We start from the raw sequence: 19,150 nt of genomic DNA on the forward strand, positions 1-19,150 counted from the left end.
TCTCGACAGGTTCCACGGTCTCCAACTCCACGGCGGTGTCAGTCACTTGACGTCTCTCCCATGATCGTCGGATCCGCCGTTAGATTTACACTCCCCTACTCAGATGTCGCTCCATTCCCGCAACAGTGCGAAATCAGCCGTACTGAGCTGTTCAGGAAGCGACACGGCCCAATCGCTGCGAAACTCTGCCTGGCAGGCAGTCGCACTGGACGGGGGGCGTGTAGCTGTGGCGAAGGCAAAGACGAAGGCGCAGACCCGCAAGGGCTATTACCGGGCAGCGCACTACGTGAAGCCATCCTCGACGTCCAGCCGGTGGAAGAAGCCCTCCCTGGGGCTCATCCTGGGCGCCGCTGTGCTGCTCATCGCCGCATGGAACACCCTGTTCTCAGACGGCTCCGACAGCTCGGACAAGACGCCTCCCCCTCCGCCGTCCAGTGTCTCGGCCTCTGCGGTACCCGGTCAGTGATCCCGCCTCCGGCGGAAGGCCGACAAAGGGCGCTGCCACGCTTTGGCCTTCTCAGGCCCGCCATCACGGGTGACTGCGGGACCCACCGTCTCCGCCGACAGGTTCTGCGCGCGCAGCTGCTGCCAGGCCCTCTGCCACTGCGTGATCTGTTCATCGGGAACACCGCACGCTGAAAGGTAGACGGCCGTGGTACCCCAAGTCGTCGGAAGAGTGCTGCGGTTGAGCAGACGACCGACGGTGCCCGCCGCCATGCGTCCGGCCGAACGCTCACTGACCGCCCGGTGAGTCAGTCCACTGACCACCCGCACCTGCGCAAGGGCAGTGAAGAACCCGGTCACGGTACGGATCGCGCGCGGATCCGGCCAGGGACGCTCCCCCGCATCCGCACCGGCCGCAGCGGCAACGGGCGCGGCAGGCAGCTTCGCACGGTTATGCCCGAGCGCGACCTGGGCACCGCTGTTGCGGTCCCGCGCCTGCGGAACAGGATGCCCACGCGCCGCCATCGTCAGGCGCAGATGCCGGTACAGCGCCCCGAGGTCAACCAGCGCGGGACCGCCGGGTATGCCCTGGCGCAGGGCCTCCAGCAGAGCCCCGGTGAAGGCCGTGTAGGTCTCCCCCACCGGCGCCAAGGCAGTACGGGTCTCGGCGGCGGCCGCCAGCAGGAAACTGCCCTCCACCGCCGCCTGGTCGGCAAGCCCCGTCCCCGCGCTCATCCTCCCCAGAGCCAGACCGCTGTAGCAGCAGTCCAGAATCACCACATGCCGCTCGGCCCGGGAGTCCAGCAGCAGCACCTGGCGCACCCAGTCATAGGGCAGGCCGGTCTCGATACGGCCGAACTCGGTATGCGGCAGAGCCAGGACGAGCTGATCCTGGGCATCGACCAGTCCGTGCCCTGCGAAGTAGACCACCAGCGTGTCAGTGGCCTCAGCGGCCGCTTGCCGCACCGCGCCCACCACCGTGTGAGCGGCAGCCGGATCCTCCACAACAGTTACGTGCTGGGCGGGCAGTTGCAGCGACAGCGGGCTGCACAAAAGATCGGCGAGAGCCCGCAGATTGTTCGCCACGGCCGGCAACGGCTCCAGATGTTCAAAGCGGCTCGTGCCCACCAGCACGGCCCGTGAGGCCCCCGGATCGGGCAGCACACTCACCGATCCCCGCCCTCACCGCCGCCAGCCGCCTCAAGCGCCCGCACCGCCCGCGCGATCTCCTCCTCAGAACCCTCCGCAAGGACGATGACCGTCTCCCCGCGTCGGATCTCCACCCGCGGCCGCTGCGGCCGGCTCTGCCGCCACGCCGCAACCGCCAGCACGAACGACGCCGCGCTCCACCCGTTGCCCGTCACCAGCTCAAGCACATCCAGGACCGTGCCCATCTCCCCCGGCCCCGGCACACCACCCCGCACCCCCACCACAACAGACCGGCGCACCACAGGATCCGCACGCAACCAGCCCTGCAGCGAACGCAACTCCCCCGCACCCAGCCCAACCTGCAGCTCTAACCGCACCCCGGCCTCCCCTGATCCGTACGCGCACCCACCGACAATGCACAACCGATCAGGAAACCCGCTACAGCACAACACCACCCCCGCACCAGACAAAATACTCCTGAGCAGCACAAACACCCGCCGAACCCTTTGACCCTACCGATACCTACAACAAACCCAACTCTCCTCAACACACCACCAACAACTCCAGCTCAATCCCCTGAACACCCTCCCCGAGCCACTCCACCCAACCTCTCAGCGAACCAACAACACACCAGACCAGCGACCACCCAGCACACCAACAAACCCCCCTCCGAGCGTCAGCCAGTCTCCGTCACGACAGCACCCTGTCGAGCGCATCGTCGGTGCCCCCGGGAGCACCTTGATACACGGTTCGCACATCCTCCAGGCGGCTCCCCAGCCGAGCCCACTGCGATTCCCAGCCCTGCCCAAGCATGGGCCAAGCGTCACACGTAACCGACACAACGCAGGGGATCACACCCACGTGGTTACAGATACACGCCTCAGACGCGCACATAATTGGCTACAGTCGGAAATCACCCGATCCTTCCCCGGTGTCATGCTTCGACGTTTCGGTGGGTGAGCATGCGATCGACAGGCCTTCCCAGGAGCGTGCTGGCCTCCTGGAGCAAGCGGGTTCTGCTGTGGTCGATGACCGTCTTCTTCATCACGGCTCCCATCTGGATCTATTTCGCCACCTTCCGTGGGCACCCGGACGATCAGTCCGCCAAGAACTTCGAAGCCATCGTCAGCTGGTCCAACATCCTGGCCTGCAGCGCGGGCTTTATCGGCATCACCGTGACCGTCCTACTTGCCCGCGCTGCGTCCGCAGACTCGAAGATGGAGCTGGCCAAAGCCGTTCGCCGCCAGGAAGGGAAGGTCGAAGGCCATCGGCTCGGCCTCAGCCAAGTCCGGTCTCTCGCGGCCAGACCCGTCTACACCGTTGAGCACGACGTGCGATTCCGTGATGTCGATGGCCCCGCCCGCACCGACATCTGCGACTTCTTCGAGAACGAAGCCGAGGGCCAGCTAGTCATCCTCGGTCCCGCGGGGGCGGGCAAGACTGTCCTCGCGGTCAAGCTGACCATGGCGCTCTTGGACAAATACCAGCCCGATGACGCGGTGCCGGTCCGATTCGACCTCGCCACCTGGGACCCCGACCGTGACGTCGGCGAATGGCTCGCCGCGCAGCTCACCACCCGGTACGGGGTGCCGCCCGACCGAGCAAAGGCCCTCATAAACGACTTCGAGGTCATGCCGATCCTCGACGGCCTCGATGAAATCTCCGTCGAGAAGGAGGTCCTCGCCAAGGCCGTGGGAGCCATCAACGCCCACTTCGGGGTCAGGAGTTACCACCGCTTCGTGGTCACCTGCCGGAACAATGTCTTCTCCGACATCGGCCAGCACATCGAAACAAGTCACGAGATCACTATTCTGCCGCTCGTAGCGGAGGAGATAGTTGGCTTCATTCAAGAGACCACGCGCGAAACAGAGGTAATCCAGGCCTGGCAACCCGTCCTGGACGCGGTGAACGCCGGTGTTCCGGCCGTGCTCCACGCCCTCGGCACCCCGTGGCGCCTGACCCTGGCCGTCACCTACTTCCTCGACACCATGGAGACCCGCGACCTCGTGCCCCGCGAGGGCGAAAACCACGACGCCTACTCCCGCCGGGTGGGCGACCTGTTGATCAAGACCTTCGCCCCGGCACGAGCGCGGATCCATGCCATCGAGACCAGGGAGAAGGCCGACACCTGGTGCCGGTTCATCGCCGAGGACCTCGATCTCCAGGTCGACAGGGGCGGCCCGCGGCAAGACATCATCGCGCACTACGCGGCGGATCAAGCCGCCGGTTCCGAGCTTCTCCACCGCACCTTGGCGTTCGCCTTCCTCTGGCTGGCCGGCATCTTCGGGATCGGCGTGCTGATGCTCCTGGCCTGGGGCCTGGATGCCGTCAGCGGCACCACGATCATCCCCAGCACTCGGTCAGGACTGGCAACTCTGGCACGCCTGCACCTCGCTGGCCCCGCCGTCGCGATCCTGCTGGGTGTGGGAGTCTCCCTCGCCCTGAGCCCCGGTGTGCCCAGAGCGCGCAAGACGACTCGCCGACTGCTTCGCAGGCCCTCCCTGGCACTCCGGGCCGTGATCTTCGAGAACCTCGAGGGAGCCACGATTGCCTCCATCGGATTCGTCATCTGGTGTCTGCTGGTTCCCGTCCTCTACTGGCCCTTCGCCTATCTGGTGGCGTGGCCCATTGCAGGGGCCGCTCCCGCGGTCCGGATCGCTCTGATCGCCGGGTTGATCCCCGCCGCCGCCCTCGGCTCCTCAGGCGCCCTGGCGACTTTCAGGAAGTATGTCTTCGGGGCCTGGTACGGCGATTTCCTGACCACAGACGTTGAGCGGGCCCTCCAGTCGGCCGGGTCCCTGCCCCTCTCAGCGAACTGGACGTTCCCTAATCCGGAGATCGACCAGATCCTCGGAACGCGCCGCACCAGACGCAATTGGCCCGCGGCCATCGAGACCTTCCTCATCGACGGATATAAGGCCGGGATCTTCCGCCGGTCAGGAGGGGTATACCAGTTCCGTCACCGGCAGTTACAGGACTGGTACTCACACCAGGTCGACCCGCTGCTAGCCTGGGACACCGAACTACCCTTGCCCCGCAATGAAAATGCCACCATGCAACTCACCCACCGCGTCAACATGCTCTATGCGGGGGAAGGCAGCTCAGCCGCCCAGCGCCTGCTCCTGGGCGGGCATCAGAGGCAGGCGCGGGACGAGAGCCGCCGCGCCGACGCTGCACAGGTGAGCAGGTTCATCAAACCTCCCGGAGTGCTGCCTCAATGCGATGCGAACTCCATCAACGCGCTCTTCGCGGCTCAAGACGAAGCCAGGGCGACCGGATCGGCCGCCATCCAGCCATGGCACCTGCTCGTCGCCTTACTCTCCGACATCCAGACCCGCCATCCCGACTGCCCGGCCGACATCGACCAGATCCGCGGCGCCCTGCGGCCCAACCGGACGATATCCCCGGACGAATCACCCAGCCATATCCCCCTGGCCCAGGGCCTCAGAAATATCCTCATGGCCGCTCCGCTCCGATGGAACAAGCGGATCAGGCCGGAGTTCTTGGTCCATGACCTCCTGAACCCCGACAACGCCTCCGCCCGGCAGGCGATCCTGGCGCTCCGGTTCCCAGTCGATACCGAACCACGCATCCGCGCTTGGCTCGCCGAAGCTATCCCCCGGCGCCTCACGGGCGATCCCGGCGACGAACCCGGCCGGCTCACCGACCTCGCCGAACTGATGCTCCGGATCGATCGCCCCGAAGACGCTGAGCGTGTGGTCCGTGAGGCCATCGCTCTCGATCCCAGTGACGCAAGAGCCCACTACGTCCTGGGGAACGCCTTCGAGGAATTGGGCCAGTACGACGAGGCCGAGGCAGCCTTCCGCCAATCCATCCGACTCGACTCCCAAGCCCCCTCCCCCTGCCGCGCCTTCGGCGACCTGATGCGTCGTCTGAACCGGTTCGACGAGGCCGTAGCCGCCTATTGGGGGGTCGTCAGACTCGACCCCAGTAATGCCCTCGCTCACCGGGATCTCGGGCACGTCCTGATGAAGCAGCACCAATTCGAAGCGGCCGTAGGCGCCTACCTCAGAGCAAGCGACCTCGACACCCTCACCCCAGGCCTCGACCATGCCCTCGGAAATGCGCTCTGCCAGATCGGCGAGTTCGACGATGCCGAAGCCGCCTACCGCGACGCCCTCCAGGTTCGCTCCAGTGACGTGATGGCCCATCGGCGGCTTGGCGAGTTGATGCTGTTCACCGGCCGAGTGGACGAGGCACGAGAACATCTGGAGCAGGCTGGCCCGACGGCAGATGCCGAACTGTTGCGCTGGCTCGCCGATCGGATGGACCCCCCGGGCGATGGCTCACTCCACACACCCGACACCGTCCTGGCCTCCCTGGAGCAGCCCTGGCCACCTGGTCATCCCCGCCCGTCCTCCTTCGCCGTGGCGGAGATCCGCGCCCTGGCGCTCGCTGGTCGTGGGCAGGGGATGAGAGCGGCATGGGCTCTGAACACGGCGGCGGGCTCTCGCGAACCGGACGACCGGTTCCTCCGACCGCTCTACGACCTGCTCGCCCGTCCTGGTCCGGTCTCCGGGCTGGAGCGGCTCCTGTCGGTGTGGCGGGAGATCCTCGCTGAGGACTCGACGGCGGCAGGCCCGTGGGGCGGCCCGGCACCTTCGCACAGCGGATGACTTCAAAGAACACACGCGCTTCAGGTCGGTAGCAGCCTCACCGTGCCCTGGCCACTCCGTATGTGATGTCTCACGCCGATGCGATGGGAGTTCTCAGAAGGCGCCACCGCTGCTTCTCGCTTGGTGTCCACGAATCATGGCCGTGACCAGTGAGGACATCTGACATACAGGTGAGAGCCGGGCTGAACATCGAAGTAAAAACGTCGCACCGTGCACGATGATCAGCGGTAACGCGGGCCGATCGGGACTGGTGCTCATACGCGGGTTCCCTTCCGGTGTGTTACCTGAGTTCAACGGAGTAACTGCTGCCGTCGAAGTCCCATCCGTCGGTGCCTGCGCCGATGTCCTGCTCGATGACGTCTTCGATGAAGTGGTCCTCGAACTCGTCGTCGGTGAGCTCGCCGGCCATCCAGAGTTCCTCGATCGCGTCCCAGTCGCCCCGGCTGCCGTCGATCCGCAGAGGCGCGGCGTCGCGTGCTCCGCGCTCGCGCCGGTCGCTGCCGGTTTTGACGTAGCCGCTGATCTCGTACTGGCCGTCCTTGACGTGGTCGGGGATCGGCTCGGCGGGGACGATGGCGACGTTCTCGTAGGCGGTGTGGATGAGGTCGCGGTAGCTGCGGCGGACGTTGTACTCAGGGTCGGAAAGCCAGTTGATCAGCGTCTTGACGGTCACGTCGAGGTCAGCCTCTTCCAGTGCCTCGTAGCCGCGGTGGGTACCGGTGAGCTGGGAGAGCTGGGCGTGCCAGTGCTTGGCCTGGTACGACGACAGCCGGTGGCGGGGCGTGACCTGGACGCGCAGGAGGTCGCCCAGGGCGGCGCCCAGGGACCTTCCGCGGCCGGTGGGCCCAGCCATCAGTCGTCACCCTCGGGGATCATCTGCCCGGGCTCGATGAACTTGGCCTTGACCTCGCCGAAGCCGGTCCCGATCCGGTACGTGGCAGGCGGCGTGCCGGGCGGCGTCCAGAAGACGGCCGCGTCGACGTTGCGCAGCGCGATGAGCGTGTGCCCGGCCTGGACGGCCCGGAAAGCGACCGCCCAGTGCCGGACGGAGGCCTCGGCGACCATGCTCATGCGCCAGTCCGGCCGCCAGAACGGGGAGCGCTGCTCCTTCCGCTTGGGCCACAGCAGACGCAGCGCGATGGACAGCCGCGTCTTGTACGCCTTGTACGGCTCGCCGCCGGCCTCGACGAGCTCGGTCCGCGCCTTCCGGGTGGCCTCGTAGAAGGGCTTGAACAAGCTCTCGTTGGCCTTCCCGGTCCACGAGTCGTGGATGACCGGCATCGCGGCGAGGTGCCCCTCGCGCACGAGCTTCTCCAACTGCTTGATGTGCGGGGTGGTCACCCACACACGGCCCTGCTCATCGGGCCGGTCGATGATCCGCCCCAGCGGGTGCGGCATGTCCGTGCGCGGCCACTGCGGGATGTCGATGAGGTAGATACCGGCGCCGGCCTTGTCGAACACGGCAAGGGGCCCGGTGTGCAGCAGCTTGTTCGGAGCCAAGGGCACGGCCGAACACGCGGACGGGTAGCTGCCGTTGCGGTCGATCAGACACAGCACCCCCTCACCGAAGGCGTCCGGTACGTCGAGCTGATCACGCCGGACCCGCTTGCCGTTCGCCCGGTTGTAGGGCACCCGCGTGCTGGTGACGTCGGGGTGGACCCAGCGGGGCTCGCCGTCCATGTGCTCACTGATCAGCGGCCACGGACCGCTCTTTCAGCTTCTGCGTCGTCTTCGTCGTCCGGGACGTGCCGGCTGTCCGAGGTGGGCTGGCCAGCGGCGGGCTGCCCGGTGGCGCTGGCGGACCCGGGGGTGTTGTAGGCGTCCAGCGCGGCCGCGAGACGGTGTCCCTCGGCGTCGTCCGGCAGCTGCTGCGGCGCCGCAGCCGTCTCAGCCAGGGACGGCCCGACTTCGGCAAGAGCTTCCTGGTCGTTGTTGGCCAGCGCGGTGCGCAGCGCGGCCAGTACATGCGTGACCGAGGCAGGCAGCCCCTGCCGGGCGCCGGACGTGTAGGGAAGCACGGCTTCGGCCAACTCCCGCTCCACGGCACTACCGAGACTCCGCACGGGTTCTTTACCGGCCGTACGGACGGCGGGGGCGGCTTCGGCGTCGAGGAACCGGGCGTGGAGCAGGTCGTGCTGCAGGTACGCCGAGCCGATCGTGCCGAAGTCCCGCTCTGCGACCGTCACCTGGACCTTGGCGGGGACCTCGGTCGGTGCGAGCGTCAGCGTGACGTCGGCGTCCAGGAGACCCAGGAGTGCGGGATCGTCGCTGTCCACGATGGCGAGCACCGGCACGTGCAGGGTGCGCGCGAGGGAGGCCAAGAGCTGGGAGGCGTCCGGGAGGCGGTCACCGGACAGCGGAAGGCGGGCGTTGTGGGCGGTCTGGAGCCGGTCCACGACCACCAGGGCCAGGTCCTGGATGTACGGGGCCGTTTCCGCGATCGACTCGGCGGTCAGGTCGCTGCCGTCGTCGATCAGCAGCGGCGCCTGGACCAGTTCCTGGGCCACCTGCTGCTCGTGTGCGGTGAGGCGGCCCTGCTTCAGGCGGGGGTAGTCGCCGCCGGTCTCCGCGGAGATGATCCGGCGCATGATGTCGGCCTGGTTCGGCCCTGACGCCGCGTACAGGACCCGGCGGTTGTCGATGAGTGCGGTCTGCCGCGCGGCAGCCAAGCCCAGCAGACTTCCCCCCACGTTCGGGGCGGCCGCCACCAACGTCAGCCGGCCAGACTGCAAACCGCCTGTTGCGGCCAGAACGTCGATGACCTCGCGTATGTAGCGATAGACGGTCGCGATGCCGATGCGGAACCCGGCGGCGAGCTGGGCATAGGTATCGCCGCATCGCAGGTGGGCCAAGGCGAGCAGGGCCTGTCGGCCCGTGGGCAGACGCCGCCAGCGCGTTCCGACCTCCCGCCGCCGGGCATGCAGTTGAGCGCTTAGGTAGCACAGCGTGCGGCTGGACAGATCAATTGACGACGGGTAGACAAGCACGCGAAGCTCCTGGTGGGGCACGGTGGATCTTGGTCGTGACACCTCCTACCAGAGCTTCATCGCGCTGCAGAGCCGCCCAAGTGACGGACATCGCCGTCAGGTTGGAAACAGCTCAATGCCTCGAACGCCGATAACTGCCTGGTGTTCAACGGCCGCTTGTCGCCATACGGCCTCACCTGGGCTGAGATGGTCGGTTGGTGGGCCGCCCTGCAACAGACAGCCCAGAACGACCGCCGCACCGCGCACGCTCTGTATGCGAGGCTCGCCGCGTCACTGGACTCGGAGCCTGAGCGGCTCCTGTTCCGTACCTACTGTGCGCGCTACGGCGAAGCAGGACATGCGCTGCACGGGATAGGTGTCGGACTCGCCGTCGATGAACTCGTACTTCTCCGTCACCGGTATTCCTGGGCGAAGAAGGCCGCCGCTTTTCCCAAGAATTCGATCTTCATCCGCAGTTCCCGGTTCTCGCGTCCCAGCTCGCGCAGACGAGCGCGCTCACTGATGTTCAGGGGTGGTTCCTCGCCGGCGTGGTCCTGCCGGCAGCGGCTGACCCAGGTGCCCAGCGTTCCTTCGTTCACCTGAACTTCTCTCGCAACTTCGGCGATCGGCCGAGACTCCACGACCACCATCTTGACCGCCTCGTCCCTGAACTCGGGACTGAACTTCCTACGCTTTGTGTCACGTGCTCTCTCCGCCGTTCCGGACTTCGATCCTATGGGGGCCACTGTCCGAGAACTTCAGGGCGGCTCACTGGGAGTTGGAGTGGCTCGAACGTGAACCGGCCAGCGGCGGATACGTGATCTGCCTGCTTCGATAGCCAGGACGGTTGATCTGGAGCATGATCTGGCAGTCGGGGCGCGGGGCCGCTCGTGCGGGGCCTTGTCCAGGCGGCCCGTGAGGCCCGCCCTGGCATCCGGCCGCCTACGCCGGCTGAAGCGGGCGACCGGACACGAGAGATCGGGGCTAGGACGAGTTTCCGCCCGTCAGCACCCGTTGTTCGCCCGCCGGGATCGCGCACGGTGTGCCGCCCGCGTTGGTGAGGCCTTCCGGGCTGAGGGACCAGGTCGAGATCTGGCCGCCGGAGTAGCCGCTGTGGATAGTGTTGTTGAAGAAGCGGTCGTGGTACGAGGCGCACTGCCGGGAGATCTTGTTGTCGATCGCGCACTGCGTGTCGCAGAACTCGCCGCGATAGTACGACGCCCGCCCCGCGCGCGTGATGTCGTTGTACTCAATCGAGTTGTAGTTGCTCATGTTCCGTGACTTCACCACATAGCCGCTGACGTAGGAGAACTTGTTCCGCACCACCTGGTTGTCCGAGCTGAAGTGCGTGATGTACAGGCCGTGGATGTTTCCCTGATACGGGGCGGCGTTCTCGATGTTGATGAAGTGACTGTTCTCCACCCGGTTGTTGGACGAGTTCGTGAGGACGATGCCGCCGTAGCCGAAGGTGGAGCCGCCGCTCCACTTGCTGCCCAGGTTGCGGAACTGCATCCCAAAGAACGTGTTGTGGTTCAGGCCCTTACTGCCGCGCACCTGGAGTGGCGGGTTGTAGTTCTCGTCGGTGACGTCACGCTCGGAGTCGCCGTAGACCGAGACGCCGCCCGCCGAGTAGTACTCCACCCGCAGATAGCGGAAGTCGAGATTGCTGTCGCCGCCGCCGTACAGCGGGTCGCCGGTGTCCCTGGGCAGCCGCGGCTGCAGCCAGAAGCCGGCACAGTACGCCGTGCCGCATGTGGCGTTCTTGAAGACCGGCAGCCCGCCCGCCGGGACCCCCTGCCCCGGCACGTAGTCGATCGGCATGAACGACACCTTGTGCCCGGGCACGTAGAAGCGCCACTCGTGGAACGGCGGCGCAATGTAGGTGCCCTGCTTGATGCGCACCTCGACGTCGGTGGTCGGCTTCTGCTGCTGCAGCACCTGCTGCACCCGCGGCAGCGTGGCCACCGCCTTGCCGGAGCTTAGCCCGTCGTTGGCGTCCGAACCGCCGGCGCCCGCGGGCGCCATGTAAACCGTGAAGGCGGCCGCCTCCGCAGCGGCCGGGGCGGCCTTCACCGTCGTGACCGTGCCGGCAACCAGCAGCACGGCCGCGCCGAGCCCGGCCAGAATGCCGCGGGTGATTCTGGTACGTCTCTCCCGAATACCCATGATCACCTTCCTTGTAGGGTGATGCGCAGCGTCTTCGTCTCTCCGGCCGTCCCGGTCACATCGACCGTGAAGGTCAGCGGATTGAGCGAGCCGACCGTGATGCCCTTGTCGGCGGCCACCGCGACCTCGAGCCTGACCCGGGTGCCATGGCGCGTCGGATCCGCCACCGACACGGCCAGTTCACCGTCGTCGCGCTGCAGCACCACCGACCCCGCGTCGACGGGGTGCTGGCCGCGAACTTCTGGGGCGCCGGGCGCGGCCGCGGAGCTCTCCAGTTGTCGCGCTGGGCGACCGTGTAGACCAGCGGCTTGCCGACGGCATCCGCGCCCACCGCGCCGCCGACGCACATGGCAGAGCTCATCGGACGCCCAGCGAAGTCAGTTCGCCGTTCGGGGCCGCGGCCAGCGCCGGACCCGCGGTGCTGGCCCAGCCCGCCCCCGCCCCCGCCCCCGTCGCCAGCGACAGCACCAGGAACTCTCTGCGTGAACGTGCCCTCACCATGCACACCCCTCCAAGGAGCCCCAGGCATTACGGCCATAGCCGAAAATAAGTAGAGGAGCGGAAACCGTCAATGAGCCTATTCCAAGCTGACGGCGTTGACCACGAGTTGGACGGTCCGGCGCAACGACGAAGCTCCTGGTAGATGGGTTCTCGACCAAGATCACCCGTGTCCGCCAGGAGCTTCGTGTGCTTGTCTACCCGTCGTCGATCGATCTGTCCACCCGCACCCTGCGGTTCCTGACCGGACAACTGACAGCCAGGCGGAGGGAGATCGGCACGCGGTGGCGGCGGCTTCCCGCAGCGCGACAGGCTCTGCTGGCCCTGGCCCACCTGCGGTGCGGTGACACCTACGCACAGCTCGCGGCCGGTTTCGGCATCGGGATCGCGACCGCCTTCCGCTACATACGCGAGGCCGTCGACATCCTGGCCACCCTCGCCCCGTCCCTGGCCGAGGCGATGAATGCAATCCGGGCGAAGGCGTTCGTCATCCTCGACGGCACCCTGCTGCCGATCGACCGGATCGCCGCCGACACCCCGTACTACTCCGGGAAACACAAGCGCCACGGCATGAACGTCCAGGTCCTCACCGACCCGTTCGGACGACTGCTCTGGGCCTCGCCCGCGCTGCCCGGCTCCGTTCACGACCTCACCGCCGCGCGACAGCACGGGATCATCGAAGCCCTCGCTGAAGCGGGACTCAAATGCTGGGCTGACAAGGCGTATCAAGGTGCCGGCGGAACCGTCCGAGTCCCGTTTCGGGGCCGCCGCCTCAAGCGATGGAAGCGCCGCCACAACACCACCCACGCCAAGATCCGCTGCCTCGGCGAGCAGGCCATGGCCACCCTCAAGGGCTGGCGGCTCCTGCGGAAGCTCCGCTGCAGCACCATCCGCATCACCGACGTGGTGAAGGCCGTCCTCGTCCCTCACCACCACGCGTCAGCCTGAGGTTGGAAAGAGCTCATTGTCGCCTGAGCGGCGATGCCGAGTTGCTCGCGGGGCCGCTGAGCGAGCTCGAGTAGGCCGGCTCGCGTCGCCGGGGGGGAAGGGCCGTGTTGAACTCTCGGAGGGTGGCCAAGTGTGCCGCCCCAGGAGAGGTCGCGGGCCTGCAGATGAACCATCCCTGCGATGGCGAGCCGCATACCGACGGAGCGGGTGAATGCTCCGGACGGCCTGGTGGTTGCAGGCGAGAGCTGCCTTGGGGTTCTTCAGCGCGTCCAGGAAGTTCGACTTCCCGGCCGCGTTCGACCCAGTAAGGACCGACAGCGGGCCGAGCTGGACGTCACAGGCCGCGATCAACCGGAAACTCTCAAATCGGACACACGTCAGAAGCACGGCCGCACACCGCACCCGCAAGAAGCGGCACGTGTAGCAAGACGGCCCGGTGCGCCACCGGCAACCAGCCTCTCTGGTACTGCGGTGCGTGTATTGCTGTTCACGTTTCCCCATTCGCTCGTCCGCCATCGACGGCCCGTGTACCACCCATGACCCGCAAGGCGGGTACGGTGTCCCGATGCGCCGATCTTGGTGCTGTCCATGATCGGTTGGTCCTCGCCGCGACACTGCCAAGGCCGTCGGTCGCCTCTCGGCTGCCACTCCCCCGGTCTGTCGGCTTTGGCTTGTCTGGCTGCTGGAACCCTCCGTAGTGAACAGCGCGCCACTCCCTTGAGACGGCACGCGCTCCACCGGTGAGAGCCCGTCACGCCACAGGCCACGTCGCACCCGCCGGGCTGGCACCCGCCGTTGTCCTGCAAGGCCCGGTGACACGATCACCTTGCCGGTCCGCGACGCCTTTGGCGCGCTGGCCGTCCGGCTTCTCTTCCTTGCTGCTCGCGCGCCAGCCACACACCTTGTCCTCCCGTTGCCTGCGCAGGCGAGCCGGTGGCACCACTCCTGTCGGCTCTCCGTCCTTTGATGCGTACGCGCCCCGTGAGGGAGCTTGTTCTAGCCGGGCGGGGTGCCGTCAGGGTGGTCGTGGATCCAGGACAGGCCGCCCAGGTCGAGGCGTTGTCGGGTGCGGGTGACGGCCACGTAGGCCAGGCGGGCTTCGGCGTCATCGATGGGGTCAGGTGATTTCGTGGCGTCTGTCTGATCGTCAGTGATGTTGTCCTTGCGGGCGAAGTCGTCTGCGATGAGCACGCGGGGCCATTCGCGGCCCTTGGCCTTGTGGGCGGTGGAGACAGTGACTTGGGCGTGCGGTTCGGGGGTGAGTTGGGCAACGGCGGCGAGGATGGCGTCGGTGCCGTGGGTGTCGACGAGGTTGACCAGGGGTGCAGGTCGCGACCGGCCGGGTCGTGGGATGCGTAGTCCTGCAGGTCGCCCCAGGAGGGGAAGAGGATGAGTTCGGGGTGGTGGGTGCGGCGGCCTTCTTTCAGGTCTCGGGCTGCGAGGGCCAGGGCGTGCAGGCTGTCTCCTCCCCCGGCCAGGGCGACTCGGTGTCCGGCGGTCATGAGGGTCATGACGTGAGCCATGGCTCCGACGTTGGTGCGGCACAGGACGGCGTCGGGGTGGGTGACGGGGCCGAGTTCGGTGGGCACGGCGGGGGTGCCGGTGAGGCGGATCGGGGCGTCGGCGAGGGTCAGCCAGCGGTTGGCTTCCACTGCGAGGGCGGGGCCGAAACGGAAGGACTGGGACAGGGCGAGCTGGGTGCCGTCGAACCCAGTCATGATGTCTTTGGCGCCGCGCCAGTGGTAGATGGCCTGGGCGGAGTCGCCGACCATGACCAGCTGGGCGTGGCCACGCTGGTTGAGGAAGATCTGCTCGACGACGGGGTTGGTGTCCTGGGCTTCGTCCAGCAACAGGAAGTCGGCGTCGATGCGGGGCTGGGTGAGGGCCCAGATCTTGAGGTAGTGGTCGTGGTCGAAGCGGGCGGCGCCGTCGTCGGGGTGTTGCAGGTCGGTCCAGGCTTTGCGGGCGAACGGTACAAGGTGGGCGGCGAGTTGGGCGTGGAGGTCGGGGTCTTCCCGGCCGCGCAGGTGGGGCACGTGGTGGTTGGTGATGGTCTCGTCGGCGGTGTGGCAGAAGCGGGTGACGGTGCGCAGGGTGGCGTTGGCGAGGGCTTTTTGCGTTACCTCGCGGTCGCCGATGCGGAGGGCTTTGGTGAGGCCGAGGGCTTGTCCGGTCTGCCAGGCGGGGCGGCGGGGTGCGTTCAGGCGGCGGGTGTAGCGGTGGCCGACGGCGGCGTAGGCGAGGGCGTGGGCGGTCTTGCACCGGACGTTTTTGGGGAAGCGGGTGCGGGCGTCCTGGGCGATGGCGCGGTTGTAGGCGAGGTAGCGGCCGCGGCGGGTGGTGGTGTGGGCGAGCAGGGTCAGGGTGGTGGTCTTGCCGGTGCCCGCACCGGCCTGCAGGGCCAAGTGTTCGCCGGTGCGGAAGGCATCGGCCGCGGCGGCCTGTTCATCGGTCGGATTCAGCACGGCGCAGCTCCGGAAGTGCGGGTCAGGGCGTGCCCGACGGCCGCGATGAGATGGGCGGGCGTGGTGTGGGCGAGCAGTTGCTGCAGGGCCCGGTCGAGGCGGTCGGCCTCGTCGCTGGCGTGCTGGGCCAGGGCCCGGTGAAGGGCCAGTTCCACGAAGCGTTGGGGTGTCTGTGCTGCGCGGTCGGCCGCTGCCGCGAGGGCGGTGCGTGCGGCGGGCGGGAAGGCGACGTTGAGGAGGATCTTGCCGCTTCGGTCGGGGTAATGCGTGGTGATCACGTCGATGGGCAGCCGTGTGCCAATCTGGCGGCGCAGTCGAGTGAGGGCCTTTCCCGGGGTTTTGGCGCGTACGACGGTCATGAGCCGGGTGGCGTCGAAGTTGGCGGCGAGCGGCATCGTGCGGCCGGCGTGATGGAGTTCGGCCGCGGTGAGGGATCGGGTCAGGGTGATTTCCAGGGCGTGGTGCGCCATCGTCATGCCTCGCCTCCGGGGTCGTGCGGGAGGCGCGTGCGGATGTGCGCTGCGTGCAGGAGAGGGTCGAAGACCTGCCATCCGGCCAGGGCAAGGTCGGCGGCGTTCGGGGCGGCGGCATGAGCGGGGCAGCGCTGGGTGCGCCAGCGCAGCTGCTCCCCGTACGGCAGGCGGCTGAGGTCGTAGAGGGCCATCAGCCCGGCGGGCAGAGTGAGTTGGCCGCGCTGCGGGCTGGCAGGCAGGAGTGCCCAGACCCCTTTGGGGGCGTCGGGGGCGAGGACGGGCAGCGGCGGCGGCGCCGGGTCTGAGCCACACACCGGATGTCCTCGACCGGCCGGTCGGCGAGATAGCGGCCCAGCAGCAGCTGCACGACGGGACGGGCGGGCCAGTCGCTGGGCGTCGCCGGCTCACGCTCGGGCGCGGGTGGCGTGGACGGGGCGAAGGCACCTGAGTCGATCAGGCGCCGGGAGCGGACGCCGAGTTGGCGGCGCATCTCCTCGACGTGGGTGGTCAGGCGGGTAGTCGGGGTGCGGCTCGGGCAGAGCACGGTGTGCGGAATGCGGCACCAGGCGCTGCCGTCGCCGTGCGGGTGGGCGATACCGCAGCTCAGGTGCCAGCGGCAGGAGGCGGGTACGTGGGCGGTGGCCAGTTCGGCGGGGTGCAGGGCGATGGGCCGCTGGTCGGCGCGCGGGTAGAAGTCGATGCGATGGCCGCACCGGCGGCAGCGGCCGCTCTGCCCGGTGCGCAGCAGGGCGGCTGGGGCTGGCGGCGGTCACCCGCAGGGGGCGGCGGGGGCGGGCGGTGCAGAGGCTGCTATCCCGGGGGCAGCCGGTGGAGAGGGTGTTGGGGTGCATAGCGGGGACCGTGCCAGGCGACACCCCGCGGCGACGGGGATAGGCAGGGCGGCGCCCCCCGGCTGGCCCAGCGGTACCGAACGCCTGCGTCAGCGAGCGTCCGGATGTTCGGTGCGTGTTCGCCGGTTCGGGTGATTCGTAAAGTGGTGCGCGACCGGGCGCGGCACGGTCAGGGGCCTGGGCTGCCGGGTGGAGTGTGGTCGTCACAGAGGGGGCCGAGCAGGTGCTCGATGGGCACGTCGAAGGCGTGGGCGAGGGCGTGCCAGGTGGTGACGCTGCCGGTGGTGCGGCCGTGTTCGAGGTCGATGAGGGTGCGCCGGGCCAGGGCGCTGCGGCGGGCGAGTTCGTCGAAGGTCCAGCCGCGCTCGTTCCTCAGCCGCGCGAGCGTCACGCGCAGGGCGGTGAGGTCGGGGTCGGGCGGTGTCCGGTCTCGTGGAAGATGAGGCATGCTGATGCTCTGACCTGTGGTGCTTGACCATCTCGACGAGACCGGTCGCGCCATCGGCGGCGTCCGTCCCTCTCTGCCTACTTGAGTCCACCGAGACGAAGGGCATCCTCGATCTCGCTGAGCTTCGCGGACGGCAGGACGCCCGCCTGCCCGATCAGGTCTTCCCTGGCCAGGGTGACCAGCCAAGTGCAAGGGATGAGGTCGGGACGTGGAAGTGCGACTCTCAGGACGCCTTCGAGAGGCAGTCCTTCGGGGGCACCTACTGCCACCTCAACGGCCACACCGCTGAGACCGGTGCCCGCGGGAGCGACGACCTGCATCGCCAAGAAACCGGACGCCTCTTCTCCCGACAGCAGTACGACTGCCTGCTGCTCGTTGAAATCTGCCCACCAGACTTCGCCACGTCGCATATGTCCTCCTGATACTTCGAGGCTGAGACCGCCCCGACGGCGCACCACCAAGGCTGTGACGTCAGCGAGCTTCATGCTTCCACCGTAGAGCCACCTGCCAATCTCGCCTGGCCGCCCTCGGCGCGTGGACCGCTCAGCCGACGGCGGATCCTGTGCTCGACGTCGGTCCAACTTCCTTGGCGATCGGTCCGCTTTCGCTGTCACAGGACGTTCGCGACGGCCTCCACGAGGACACCGAGTCCTTGGCGTAACCACGGGATCGTGATGCCGCGAGGGTAAGACGCGTCCCACGGACCCGCGAGCAGGTCGGCAGCATCGTGGTTCGCTCCATTGCCTCCGCCACCGCGATACCGCGCACCGCGGCATCACAGGCGGGTGCCGTGCCCGGGCCGGCCTGCGGGCAGGCGGAGACTTCGGCGGAGCGGACCGCCGTGATCAAGTCGGCGGCCTCTTGGCCGAATTGATCGGCAATCCGCTGCGGCGGGCAGGACGTGTCCTCCACGTCGTGCAGCAGCGCCGCGCACACCACCGGCGGAGGCATGCGGACCTCGGATGGCGGCGACGGCAAGGCAGTGGGTGATGTAGGGGTCACCGCTGGCGAACCCTGACACCGCGTGTCAGCGGCGGACCAGCACCGTGTGCGTGACGGTCGGCGAGCCGACCAGCTCGGACACCCGGTAGCCGTCGATCCCGTCACCCAGATTGTCGAGCAGCCGCTCCCCGCGCCCGATGAGCATCGGCGCGATCACTAGGTGGAGCTCGTCGATCAGCCCGGCGCGCAGATACTGCTGGATGACCGCCGCGCCGCCGCCGATCCGGACATCCTTGCCGCCCGCGGCGTCGAACGCGCCCTGGAGCACCGTCTCCAGCGGCTCGTCGGTGAAGTGGAAGGTCGTTCCGCCGGCCATCTCCAGCGCCGGGCGCAGATGGTGGGTGTGCACGAAAACGTCGTGGTGGTAGGGCGGGTTGTCGCCCCACCAGCCCTTCCAGGACTCGTCCTCCCACGGCCCGCGCTGCGGCCCGAACATGTTCCGCCCCATGATCGTGGCGCCGACGTTCTGGTCGGCGCGGGCGAAGTAGTCGACATCGATTCCGGTCTTCCCCGCGGCGGAGTCCTCCATCGCGGAGACGAACCAGCTGTGCAGCTCGTCACCCCAGCCAACACCGTCGCCGAACGGCGCGTCCAGTCGCTGATTCGCGCCGGCCGCGAAGCCGTCGAGGGAGATCGTCACATTGTGTACGCGGACCTTGGGCATGGCCTTCACCTCTCGTGTTGATGCCGTTCTCTCACCCCTGCGTCGTACAGAGCCTGCCTGGATCGACATCCCCGCGCACATTCTTTCGGCGGGCCATACCGATGCCCAGCACCGTGCCCCGGCACCGAGTGCGCGGCGCCGGCGGGGTGAACCCGCCAGCTGTGGTCACCCACAAGCGTGATGGAGCTTCTCCGCCAGTCCGTTTTGGCAATGCCTACGAACTCGGCGCCAAGGTCACCGTCACCGACCCCCAGGCCCTCGACGGCGCCCGCAAGACGAACCCCGAACGCAACTCATCGACGACCCCATCGCCGCCGTCCAGGACGCCGATCTGCTGCTGCACCTGACCGAGTCGCCGTCGCAGAGAAGGATCTCCTCCCAGCGCTCTCGCCCCCATCGCCCGCTGCGTGACGTACTGGTCGAGGCCGACCTGGTCGGC

The 19,150-nt window shown here is 67.9% G+C and carries 19 protein-coding genes and 3 pseudogenes; 3 read left to right on the forward strand and 19 right to left on the reverse strand.

Annotated features, from left to right (window positions below):
• Positions 1 to 226 precede the first annotated feature (226 nt).
• Positions 227 to 466: a hypothetical protein gene (locus tag AB0I18_RS47240; protein ID WP_363112027.1), complete on the forward strand. Its 240-nt coding sequence runs from the start codon at positions 227 to 229 to the stop codon at positions 464 to 466.
• Here AB0I18_RS47240 and AB0I18_RS47245 read toward each other — a convergent pair.
• A complete protein-coding gene (locus AB0I18_RS47245) occupies positions 460 to 1,614 on the reverse strand; it encodes a caspase family protein (protein ID WP_363112028.1) in 1,155 nt (384 codons plus the stop codon). The two genes, AB0I18_RS47240 and AB0I18_RS47245, sit on opposite strands and share 7 nt — an antisense overlap.
• The gene (locus AB0I18_RS47250) at positions 1,611 to 1,970 is read right to left on the reverse strand and encodes a hypothetical protein (RefSeq protein WP_363112029.1); all 360 of its coding nucleotides are present in this window, start codon (positions 1,968 to 1,970) and stop codon (positions 1,611 to 1,613) included. Before AB0I18_RS47250 ends, AB0I18_RS47245 begins: the two co-directional genes overlap by 4 nt.
• Positions 1,971 to 2,621: 651 nt before the next feature.
• Here AB0I18_RS47250 and AB0I18_RS47255 point away from each other — a divergent pair.
• A complete protein-coding gene (locus AB0I18_RS47255; RefSeq protein WP_363112030.1) occupies positions 2,622 to 6,230 on the forward strand; it encodes a tetratricopeptide repeat protein in 3,609 nt (1,202 codons plus the stop codon).
• Between the two features lie 280 nt (positions 6,231 to 6,510).
• Here AB0I18_RS47255 and AB0I18_RS47260 read toward each other — a convergent pair whose 3' ends face one another.
• The 9 genes and pseudogenes from AB0I18_RS47260 to AB0I18_RS47300 form a co-directional block, all read right to left on the reverse strand.
• A complete protein-coding gene (locus AB0I18_RS47260; RefSeq protein WP_363112031.1) occupies positions 6,511 to 7,083 on the reverse strand; it encodes a hypothetical protein in 573 nt (190 codons plus the stop codon).
• Positions 7,083 to 7,910, reverse strand: coding sequence for a hypothetical protein (locus tag AB0I18_RS47265; RefSeq protein WP_363112032.1), 828 nt, complete (start codon positions 7,908 to 7,910; stop codon positions 7,083 to 7,085). Before AB0I18_RS47265 ends, AB0I18_RS47260 begins: the two co-directional genes overlap by 1 nt.
• An 11-nt stretch (positions 7,911 to 7,921) precedes the next feature.
• Positions 7,922 to 8,938, reverse strand: coding sequence for a DnaB-like helicase C-terminal domain-containing protein (locus AB0I18_RS47270; RefSeq protein ID WP_363112045.1), 1,017 nt, complete (start codon positions 8,936 to 8,938; stop codon positions 7,922 to 7,924).
• Between the two features lie 33 nt (positions 8,939 to 8,971).
• Positions 8,972 to 9,217, reverse strand: a pseudogene (locus AB0I18_RS47275) (transposase family protein); the annotation flags it as partial.
• A 270-nt stretch (positions 9,218 to 9,487) separates the two neighbouring features.
• Positions 9,488 to 9,613 carry a hypothetical protein gene (locus tag AB0I18_RS47280; RefSeq protein ID WP_363112033.1) on the reverse strand — a complete coding sequence of 42 codons (126 nt, stop codon included), beginning with the start codon at positions 9,611 to 9,613 and terminating at the stop codon, positions 9,488 to 9,490.
• Complete coding sequence (locus AB0I18_RS47285; protein ID WP_363112034.1) at positions 9,610 to 9,942, reverse strand: transposase; 333 nt, start codon at positions 9,940 to 9,942, stop codon at positions 9,610 to 9,612. Before AB0I18_RS47285 ends, AB0I18_RS47280 begins: the two co-directional genes overlap by 4 nt.
• A gap of 238 nt (positions 9,943 to 10,180) precedes the next feature.
• Positions 10,181 to 11,362, reverse strand: coding sequence for a hypothetical protein (locus AB0I18_RS47290; protein ID WP_363112035.1), 1,182 nt, complete (start codon positions 11,360 to 11,362; stop codon positions 10,181 to 10,183).
• A gap of 2 nt (positions 11,363 to 11,364) precedes the next feature.
• Positions 11,365 to 11,568: a hypothetical protein gene (locus tag AB0I18_RS47295; protein WP_363112036.1), complete on the reverse strand. Its 204-nt coding sequence runs from the start codon at positions 11,566 to 11,568 to the stop codon at positions 11,365 to 11,367.
• Between the two features lie 151 nt (positions 11,569 to 11,719).
• On the reverse strand, positions 11,720 to 11,863 hold the full coding sequence (locus AB0I18_RS47300) for a hypothetical protein (protein WP_363112037.1): 144 nt from the start codon (positions 11,861 to 11,863) through the stop codon (positions 11,720 to 11,722).
• 186 nt (positions 11,864 to 12,049) lie between these two features.
• Between AB0I18_RS47300 and AB0I18_RS47305 the strand changes: the two genes are divergently transcribed.
• A complete protein-coding gene (locus AB0I18_RS47305; RefSeq protein ID WP_363112038.1) occupies positions 12,050 to 12,808 on the forward strand; it encodes a transposase family protein in 759 nt (252 codons plus the stop codon).
• A 996-nt stretch (positions 12,809 to 13,804) separates the two neighbouring features.
• Here AB0I18_RS47305 and AB0I18_RS47310 read toward each other — a convergent pair.
• From AB0I18_RS47310 to AB0I18_RS47345, 8 genes and pseudogenes are all read right to left on the reverse strand, one after another.
• Positions 13,805 to 15,270: pseudogene (locus AB0I18_RS47310) on the reverse strand (UvrD-helicase domain-containing protein).
• Entirely contained in the window at positions 15,267 to 15,749 is a 483-nt protein-coding gene (locus AB0I18_RS47315; protein WP_363112039.1) for a hypothetical protein, read from the reverse strand. Before AB0I18_RS47315 ends, AB0I18_RS47310 begins: the two are co-directional and overlap by 4 nt.
• On the reverse strand, positions 15,746 to 16,060 hold the full coding sequence (locus AB0I18_RS47320) for a hypothetical protein (protein ID WP_363112040.1): 315 nt from the start codon (positions 16,058 to 16,060) through the stop codon (positions 15,746 to 15,748). The genes AB0I18_RS47315 and AB0I18_RS47320 overlap by 4 nt, the downstream gene beginning before the upstream one ends.
• Before the next feature lie 194 nt (positions 16,061 to 16,254).
• Positions 16,255 to 16,494 (reverse strand): annotated as a pseudogene (locus AB0I18_RS47325) (DUF6083 domain-containing protein); the annotation flags it as partial.
• A gap of 272 nt (positions 16,495 to 16,766) precedes the next feature.
• Positions 16,767 to 17,045, reverse strand: coding sequence for a helix-turn-helix transcriptional regulator (locus AB0I18_RS47330; RefSeq protein ID WP_363112041.1), 279 nt, complete (start codon positions 17,043 to 17,045; stop codon positions 16,767 to 16,769).
• Between the two features lie 77 nt (positions 17,046 to 17,122).
• Positions 17,123 to 17,530: a type II toxin-antitoxin system PemK/MazF family toxin gene (locus AB0I18_RS47335; RefSeq protein WP_363112042.1), complete on the reverse strand. Its 408-nt coding sequence runs from the start codon at positions 17,528 to 17,530 to the stop codon at positions 17,123 to 17,125.
• 542 nt (positions 17,531 to 18,072) lie between these two features.
• Entirely contained in the window at positions 18,073 to 18,711 is a 639-nt protein-coding gene (locus AB0I18_RS47340) for a dihydrofolate reductase family protein (protein ID WP_363112043.1), read from the reverse strand.
• Positions 18,712 to 18,925: 214 nt separating this feature from the next.
• On the reverse strand, positions 18,926 to 19,150 hold a 225-nt coding region (locus AB0I18_RS47345), incomplete at its 5' end, for a hypothetical protein (RefSeq protein ID WP_363112044.1).

The organism is Streptomyces sp. NPDC050704, assembly GCF_040654355.1.
Lineage (GTDB): Bacteria > Actinomycetota > Actinomycetes > Streptomycetales > Streptomycetaceae > Streptomyces.